Here is a 7594-nt window from a genome sequence, read left to right on the forward strand (position 1 = left end):
GCTGCTCGCACAGAGGGCGGCCGCCTGAACCGGCTGCGCCCGAGGACGATCCGAGGCCCGCGATGCCGGCACCCCCCACCCCCGAATACGCCGACCCCGTGTGGATCGGCGAAGGCTGGGTGCGCCACCGCCGGTTGCGCCCGCGCGAGCACGCCTTTGCCCACCGCACCTGGTTTTTGCTGCTGCCCATGCACCGGCTGGCCGAGGCGGCGGCCGAAGCCGGGCTGGCCGTCAACCGCCCCGCGCCGATCAGCTTTCATGACCGCGATCATGGCGACGGTCGCGGCCCGGAAGCGGGCGGCGCCCTGGCCTGGCTGCAAGAGCTGCTCGTGCGCCACGGCATCGCCGATGCCGATGGACCGGTCTGGCTGCACACCTATGCGCGGGTGCTGGGGTACACCTTCAAGCCGGTGAGCTTTTGGTACTGCCACCGGCCGGACGGGACGCTGCGCGCTGTGGTGGCGGAGGTCAATAACACCTTTGGCGAGCGGCATTGTTATTTGCTGGATGCGCCGGCCTGGGGCCGGACGCTGGAAGCGCGCAAGCGGTTCCATGTCTCGCCGTTTTGCCGCGTGACCGGGGGATACCGCTTTCGGTTTCTGCGCACGTCACCCGTCGATGGGCAGGCGGGCCGGACCGTGGTGCGCATCGAGCACGAGGATGACGACGGACCGCTGCTGCTGACGAGCGTCAGCGGCCAGCTCAGCCGTGCCACCCCCGACCGATGGGCCGTGCTGCTATGGCGCTACCGCTGGCACAGCGTAGCCGTGATCGCGCGCATCCACTGGCATGCCTGGGCCCTGTGGCGCAAAGGCGTGGGCTTCTGCCGCAAGCCGCCCGCCCCCACCGAATGGGTCACCGCGCAAACCGCCACCCCACCGCACGCTTCGATGAGAGGAGCCCCGCCGTGACGTTCATGGTCGCCCCTCCGGTCTCCCCCCACAGCCCCACGGCGCTCTTGGCCGCGTTGGATGGGGCCCCTTCCGCTGCCCGGGCGGCCTTGCGGCTGCTGCAGCAGTTGCGCCACGGCCTGCTGGAACTGCAGGCGCCCGGCGGGCAGACGCTGGTGTTTGGCCAAGTCGGCGCCGCGCACGAGCTGCGCGCCCGGCTGGAGCTGCGCAACTGGTCGGTTACCGCCGCGGCGCTGCGCAGCGGCGACATTGGCTTTGCCGAGACCTATATCGCTGGCGACTGGACCACCCCCGACCTGGTGGCCGTGTTGCGTGTGATGCTGGCCAACCGGCAGGCCCTGGAGGACGTGATCCACGGGTCGTGGGCGGGCCGGCTGCTCTACCGCTTGCGGCACCTGCTGCGCCGCAACACCCGCAGCGGCAGCCGACGCAACATCCATGCCCACTACGACCTGGGCAACGCCTTCTACCGCCTGTGGCTGGACGACACGATGACCTATTCGTCCGCCTGGTTCGAGGGCGACGCTGGACGCGACCTGGCCAGCGCGCAGCGCGCCAAAATCGCGCGGACGCTGCGCATGGCGGGGGTGACGCCCGGTGCGCGTCTGCTCGAGATCGGTTGTGGCTGGGGGACCTTGGCCGAGACAGCAGCGCGCGATTTTGGTGCCCGGGTGACCGGCGTGACGCTGTCCACCGAGCAGTTGACGCATGGCCTACAGCGGCTGGCCGCCGCCGGCCTGAGCGACCGGGTCGAACTGCGGCTGCAGGACTATCGCGACGTGGCGGATGGCCCTTACGACGCCATCGTCTCGGTGGAAATGATCGAGGCCGTGGGGCGCGCGTACTGGCCGACCTACTTCGACACCCTTCAGCGGCTGCTGCGCCCGGGCGGTCACGCCTGCATCCAGGCCATCGTCATCCAGGACGCGCTGTTCGAGCGCTACGTACGCTCGACCGACTTCATCCAACAGTACATCTTTCCCGGCGGTTGTCTGTTGAGCCCAGCGGCCTTCCACGAGCAGGCACAGCGCGCCGGCCTACAGGTGGTGGACACATTGGCCTTTGGGCGGGATTACGCCGAGACGTGCCGCCGCTGGCGGCGGGATTTTCTGGCGCGCCGCGAGGCGGTGCTGGCGCTCGGCTTCGACGATCGCTTCGTGCGGCTGTGGTCCTTTTACCTGGCGTATTGCGAGGCCGGCTTCGACGCCGGGGACATCGATGTCGTGCAGTACACGCTGGTCAAACCGTGACTGGGCCGGCTGGGCCCTGGGGGTTGCCTGTCTGACTTCGGCGCCTGCCTGGGCGAGCGCCCCCAACGCAGCGGCAGACCCCGCCGGCACAAGCCAAGCCTCCCCCGTCGTCCCCGCCGTGGGTGAGCTGTTGCCCGGTGCGGTTCGGGTGGGCGAAGGGACGCTGCGCTTTCTGGGGCTGGCGATCTACGACGCCCGACTGCTGGCGCCACCGGTCTGGCGCGCCGAGGCGCTGGGCCGCACCCCGCTGGTGCTGGAGCTGACCTACCGGCGACCCTTCCGCGGGCCGGACATCGCCCGTCGCTCGTTGGAGGAAATGCGCCGCGCCGGCCCGATCCCGGCGGCGGACGAAGCGGCCTGGCTGGCCGCGATGCAGCGGATCTTTCCCGATGTCGGCCCGGGGGACCGAATCGCCGGCGTGTGGCAGCCCGGCGCCGGGGCCCGCTTCGTGTTCACGGGCGCTGACGGGCAACGGCGTGCACTCGGCGACGTGGGAGACGCCCGCTTTGCCGAGCGGTTCTTCGGCATTTGGCTGGCGCCCACCACCTCCGAGCCGGCGTTGCGCCAGGCCCTGCTGGGCCCTTCGGCCGCAGTAGCGACGCCATGAATGCCGTGCCGCTGTCCATCGGTGACGGCTGGCGCTACGGCCTGCCGGGTTTGCCGCTGGCCTTTGCCGCGCTGCCGCTGTACGTGCACCTGCCGCACCATTACGCGAGCCTGGGGGTGCCGCTGGCCACCCTGGGCGGCGCGCTTCTGCTGGCGCGCGCTTTCGATGCGCTGACCGATCCGTGGCTGGGCCGTTGGCTGGACAGGGTGTTCCACGCCGGGCCGTCTGCCGTGCTGCGCTGGGCCTGGCCGGTGGCGCTGGTGCTGTGGCTGGGTCTGCTGGGGCTGCTGTTCCCACCCGCGGCCGTGCAGGGGCATCTGGCGATCTGGGCACTGGTGGGGGCCATGGTTACGACGCTGGTCTACAGCGCGCTGGTCATCGCCCACCAAAGCTGGGGCGCGCGCCTGGGCGGTGATGGCGCGCGCCAGGCGCGCGTGGCGGCTTGGCGCGAGGGCTGCACCCTGGCCGGGGTGGCGCTGGCCTCGATGCTGCCGACGCTGGCCGGTTGGACAGTGACGCTGGCGGTGCTCGGGCTGGCCTTCCCCATCGCCCTGCTCGTCTGGGGCCGTGGCCCGCGCCCGGGGGCGGCCCCGGCACCCCCTACCACACCCCAGTGGGGGAACGACTGGCGCTTGCCCTGGCGGCGCCCGGCGTTTCGGCGCCTGATGGCGGTGTTCATCCTCAACGGGCTGGCCAGCGCCATGCCCGCCACGCTGGTGCTGTTTTTCGTGGCGGACCGGCTACAGACCCCCGAATGGCAAGGGGGGTTTTTGGCGGGGTATTTCGTCGCTGCGGCGGTTGGCATGCCCGTGTGGCTTGCCGCAGTGCGCCGGGGCGGTCTGGCGCGCGCGTGGCTGGCCGGGATGGGGCTGTCGATCGCTGTCTTTGCCTGGGCCGCTCTGCTCGGTCCCGGGGATGGATGGGCGTTTGCCGTCGTCTGCGTGCTGTCCGGTCTGGCGCTGGGTGCCGATATGGCGCTGCCCGCCGCGTTGCTGGCCGGCGTGATCGCCGACGCGGGCGACCGCGGCCGGCACGAGGGCGCGTACTTCGGCTGGTGGAACCTAGCCGCCAAGGCCAACCTGGCCCTGGCGGTCGGGCTGGCCTTGCCGGCGCTGGCGCTGCTGGGCTACACCCCGGGCACGCGCGACGCAGGCGGGTTGCAAGCCCTGACCGTGGCCTACGCGGTGCTGCCCTGCACCATCAAGGCGCTGGCTGCGTGGCTGTTGTGGCGCTGCTGGGTGCGCCGCCCCGAACCGGGCACCGCGCATGCCACCTCCCCCGTTGCGCCCCCGGTCTGATACCCCCTGTTAGCGGAGTCTGTCATGCCCATGCGCTTGCTTGCCGTCCCCCACTTCTCGCCGAGCCTCTCACCTTGTATCGCAACGCGGGGGTTGCGGTCGCGCCTGCGCTCTGGGCTGCTGGCCACGGGCGCGGCCCTGCTGCTCGGCGGCTGTGCGTCGCAACGGATCGAGTCCTACGCCGCAGAGCAACCGGCGTTGGACCTCAAAACCTACTTCGACGGGCGCTTGGTGGCGCACGGCATGTTCCAGGACCGCAGCGGCCGGGTGGTGCGGCGCTTCGTGGTGGAAATGACGGGCACCTGGCACGGCAACCAGGGCGTGCTGGATGAGCGTTTCACCTACAGCGACGGCAAGACCGAGCGGCGCGTCTGGCGCCTGATCGACGACGGCGACGGCCGCTACCGCGGCACGGCCGAGGACGTGGTAGGCGAAGCCAGCGGGCAGGTGCGCGGCAATGCCTTCAGTTGGCGCTACACCCTGCGCCTGCCCGTCGATGGCAAGGTGTACGAGGTGCAGTTCGACGACTGGATGTACCGCATCGACGAACGCATCGTGCTCAACCGGGCCGAGATGCGCAAATTCGGCATCCGGCTGGGCGAGGTGACGCTGGCCTTCACCCGGTTGACGCCATGAGCCTGAATTCGCCTCTGCGCGACTGGGCCGGTCGGCGCGTCTGGATCGTCGGCGCCTCCTCCGGCATCGGCCGGGCCGTGGCTGAGGCACTGCACGCCCGCGGCGCGACGGTCCTGGTCTCCGCGCGGCAGGTGGGTGCCCTGCAGGCTTTCGCGGATGCGGCACCGGGCCGGTACGCGCTGCCGCTGGACGTAACCGATCGGGCGGCGGTGGAGCGGGTCGCGGTGCACGCCTTCGCCGGTGGGCCGCTCGATCTGGTGCTGTTCTGCGCCGGACACTACCGGCCGCAGCGGGCCACCGCCATCGACACCGACGAGCTGCTGCGCCACCAACGCATCAATGTGGAGGGCGCGCTGCACTGGGTGGGCGCCTGCGTGCCGCGCCTGCTTGCGCAGGGCAGCGGCCACCTCAGCCTGGTGGGCAGTGTGGCCGGCTACCGGGGACTGCCGCAGGCCCTGGCCTACGGGCCCACCAAGGCCGCACTGGCCCATCTGGCCGACGGGCTGTTTCTGGACCTGCGCCCGCGCGGCATCGGGGTCAGCCTGATCAGCCCCGGCTTCGTGGCCACGCCGCTGACGGCGCAAAACACCTTTCGCATGCCCGCCCTCATCACGCCCGAGCAGGCCGCCGACGCCATCCTGCGCGGCTGGGCGCGGGGGGCGTTCGAGATCCACTTCCCCCGGCGCTTCACGGTCTGGCTGCGCGCCCTGCGCTGTCTGCCTGATCGCTGGTATTTCGCCCTTGTCCACCGCGCCACCGGCCTTTGACCCATGGACACCGCCCCCCACTTCCCCGCGACCGCGTCGGCGCACGCCAGCGCGACCGAGCCGATCGCGCGCGTCGAGCGGTTTTTTCAGACGCTCACACCGACTTCACTGTCGGGTTTGGACCGCGTGTACAGCGAAGACGCCTGGTTCAAAGACCCGTTTCACGAGGTTCGAGGCCTGCCCGCCATCCGCGCGGTCTTCGAGCACATGTACCGCCGGCTCGACGCGCCCCGCTTCGTGGTGCGCGACCGTCTGGGGGACGCACGACAGGGTTTTCTCACCTGGGACTTTGTCTTTCGCTTCCGCGGCGAGTCGGACGAGTGCTGCATTCGCGGCAGCACCCACCTGCGCTTCGCGCCGGACGGGCGCGTGCACGAGCACCGCGACTACTGGGACGCGGCGCAAGAGCTATACGAACAACTGCCCGTGCTCGGCGTGCTGATGCGCTGGCTGCGCCGACGGGCCGGCGCACCGCACTGAGATCGACGTTCGGCCCCATGGCGGTACAGATCGTCTGGTTCAAGCGCGACCTGCGCGTACACGACCACGCCCCGCTGGCGGCCGCGGCGCGCGCGGGCCCGGTGCTGCCCCTCTACATCGTCGAACCCAGCCTGTGGCAGCAGCCCGACAGCGCGGCCCAGCATTGGGGGTTCATCCGCGAGAGCCTGATCGAGCTGGACGCCGCGCTGCGCGCAACCGGCCTGCCGCACGCACGGCTGCATGTGGCGGTGGGCGAGGCTGTACCGGTATTGGAGGCCCTGCACCGGCACATCGGCATCGGCGCGCTGCATGCGCACGAGGAAACCGGTAACGCCCACACCTACGCGCGCGACGAGGCCGTGCGGCGCTGGGCGCGCAGCCACGGCATCGCGGTGCGTGAGGCGCGACAGTTCGCCGTCATCCGCGGCCTGCGCCAGCGCGACCGCTGGCTACCCCACCGCGAGCGGCTGATGGCCGAGCCGGCGGTGCCCTGGCCGCCGCCGCGGCTGACCTTCGCCCGTTGGGCCGCCCCCGACCACACGGTGGCGGAGTTCGGGCACGGCGAGATCCCCCGCGCGTGGTATTGGCAGGCGGGTCGCTGGGTGCCCGGCCCATGGCCCGACGCCACCGCGCTGGGGCTGGACCCGTGGGAGCCCCCGCGCCGTCAACGCGGGGGGCGCCGCGCGGGCGAGGCGACCCTGGCCGATTTTCTGGACGGACGGGCAGCGCGCTACCGGGGCGGCATCTCGTCGCCGCTGTCCGCACCGCAGGCCTGCTCGCGGCTGTCGCCATATCTGGCCTATGGCGTGCTGGGCCTGCGCGAGGTGGTCCAGGCCACGCGCGCCCGGCGGGCGGAGGCCGCGGCGATGGGGCCCGCCACCGGGACTGCCCTGGAACGTCGCCTTGCCACAGGTCTGCACGCCTTCGAAAGCCGGCTGTACTGGCACTGCCACTTCATCCAAAAGCTGGAGAGCGAACCAGCCCTGGAATGGCACAACGTGCACCGGGGCTACGACGGCCTGCGCGAGGATGACTGGAACCCCGCACACTTCGAAGCGCTGCGGAACGGCCGCACCGGCTGGCCGCTCGTGGACGCCTGCGTCGCCTTGTTGCACGACACGGGCTGGCTCAACTTTCGCATGCGGGCCATGCTGGTCTCGGTCGCGGCTTATCCCCTTTGGTTGCACTGGCGCGGGGTCGGTCACTGGCTGGCCCGGCTCTTCCTGGACTACGAGCCCGGCATCCACTGGCCGCAGATGCAAATGCAGTCGGGCACCACGGGCATCAATGCCACGCGGGTCTACAACCCCATCAAGCAGGCCCTGGACCACGATCCGAACGGGGTGTTCGTGCGGCGCTGGCTGCCGGCGCTGCGGCGCGTGCCGGATGCCTGGCTGTTCGAGCCCTGGCGCATGCCCCTCGACCTGCAGCGGCGCTGCGGCGTTACCGTGGGGGTGGACATCCCGGCGCCGCTGGTGGACCTGGAGCGCGCCTTGCGCAGCGCCAAAGCGCGGCTGCACGAGCGTCGCGCGCAGCCCGCCGTGCGCGCCCAGGCCAGCATCGTGGTGCAGCGCCACGGCTCGCGGCGCGGCATGCCCGCCGGCCGCGACGAGCACGGGCGCGAACCCACCCCCCGCCGCCGCAG

Annotated in this window: 8 protein-coding genes; all 8 read left to right on the forward strand. The window is 71.5% G+C overall.

Annotation, left to right across the window (positions count from 1 at the left end):
- The first annotated feature begins 62 nt into the window (after positions 1–62).
- A complete protein-coding gene (locus V7026_RS10465) occupies positions 63–911 on the forward strand; it encodes a DUF1365 domain-containing protein (protein ID WP_334155330.1) in 849 nt (282 codons plus the stop codon).
- Between the two features lie 5 nt (positions 912–916).
- A complete protein-coding gene (locus tag V7026_RS10470; RefSeq protein WP_334155338.1) occupies positions 917–2161 on the forward strand; it encodes a cyclopropane-fatty-acyl-phospholipid synthase family protein in 1245 nt (414 codons plus the stop codon).
- Positions 2162–2279: 118 nt separating this feature from the next.
- A complete protein-coding gene (locus V7026_RS10475) occupies positions 2280–2768 on the forward strand; it encodes a chalcone isomerase family protein (RefSeq protein WP_334155331.1) in 489 nt (162 codons plus the stop codon).
- Positions 2765–4066: an MFS transporter gene (locus V7026_RS10480; RefSeq protein ID WP_334155332.1), complete on the forward strand. Its 1302-nt coding sequence runs from the start codon at positions 2765–2767 to the stop codon at positions 4064–4066. Before V7026_RS10475 ends, V7026_RS10480 begins: the two co-directional genes overlap by 4 nt.
- A 93-nt stretch (positions 4067–4159) precedes the next feature.
- On the forward strand, positions 4160–4702 hold the full coding sequence (locus tag V7026_RS10485; RefSeq protein ID WP_334155333.1) for a DUF3833 domain-containing protein: 543 nt from the start codon (positions 4160–4162) through the stop codon (positions 4700–4702).
- Entirely contained in the window at positions 4699–5469 is a 771-nt protein-coding gene (locus V7026_RS10490) for an SDR family NAD(P)-dependent oxidoreductase (protein ID WP_334155335.1), read from the forward strand. The genes V7026_RS10485 and V7026_RS10490 overlap by 4 nt, the downstream gene beginning before the upstream one ends.
- Before the next feature lie 3 nt (positions 5470–5472).
- Positions 5473–5949: a nuclear transport factor 2 family protein gene (locus V7026_RS10495; RefSeq protein WP_334155336.1), complete on the forward strand. Its 477-nt coding sequence runs from the start codon at positions 5473–5475 to the stop codon at positions 5947–5949.
- Positions 5950–5966: 17 nt separating this feature from the next.
- The coding region (locus V7026_RS10500) for a cryptochrome/deoxyribodipyrimidine photo-lyase family protein (RefSeq protein ID WP_334155337.1) at positions 5967–7594 on the forward strand (1628 nt) is incomplete at its 3' end.

It is taken from the genome of Tepidimonas sp. (assembly GCF_036825565.1).
Taxonomy (GTDB): Bacteria; Pseudomonadota; Gammaproteobacteria; order Burkholderiales; family Burkholderiaceae_C; genus Tepidimonas.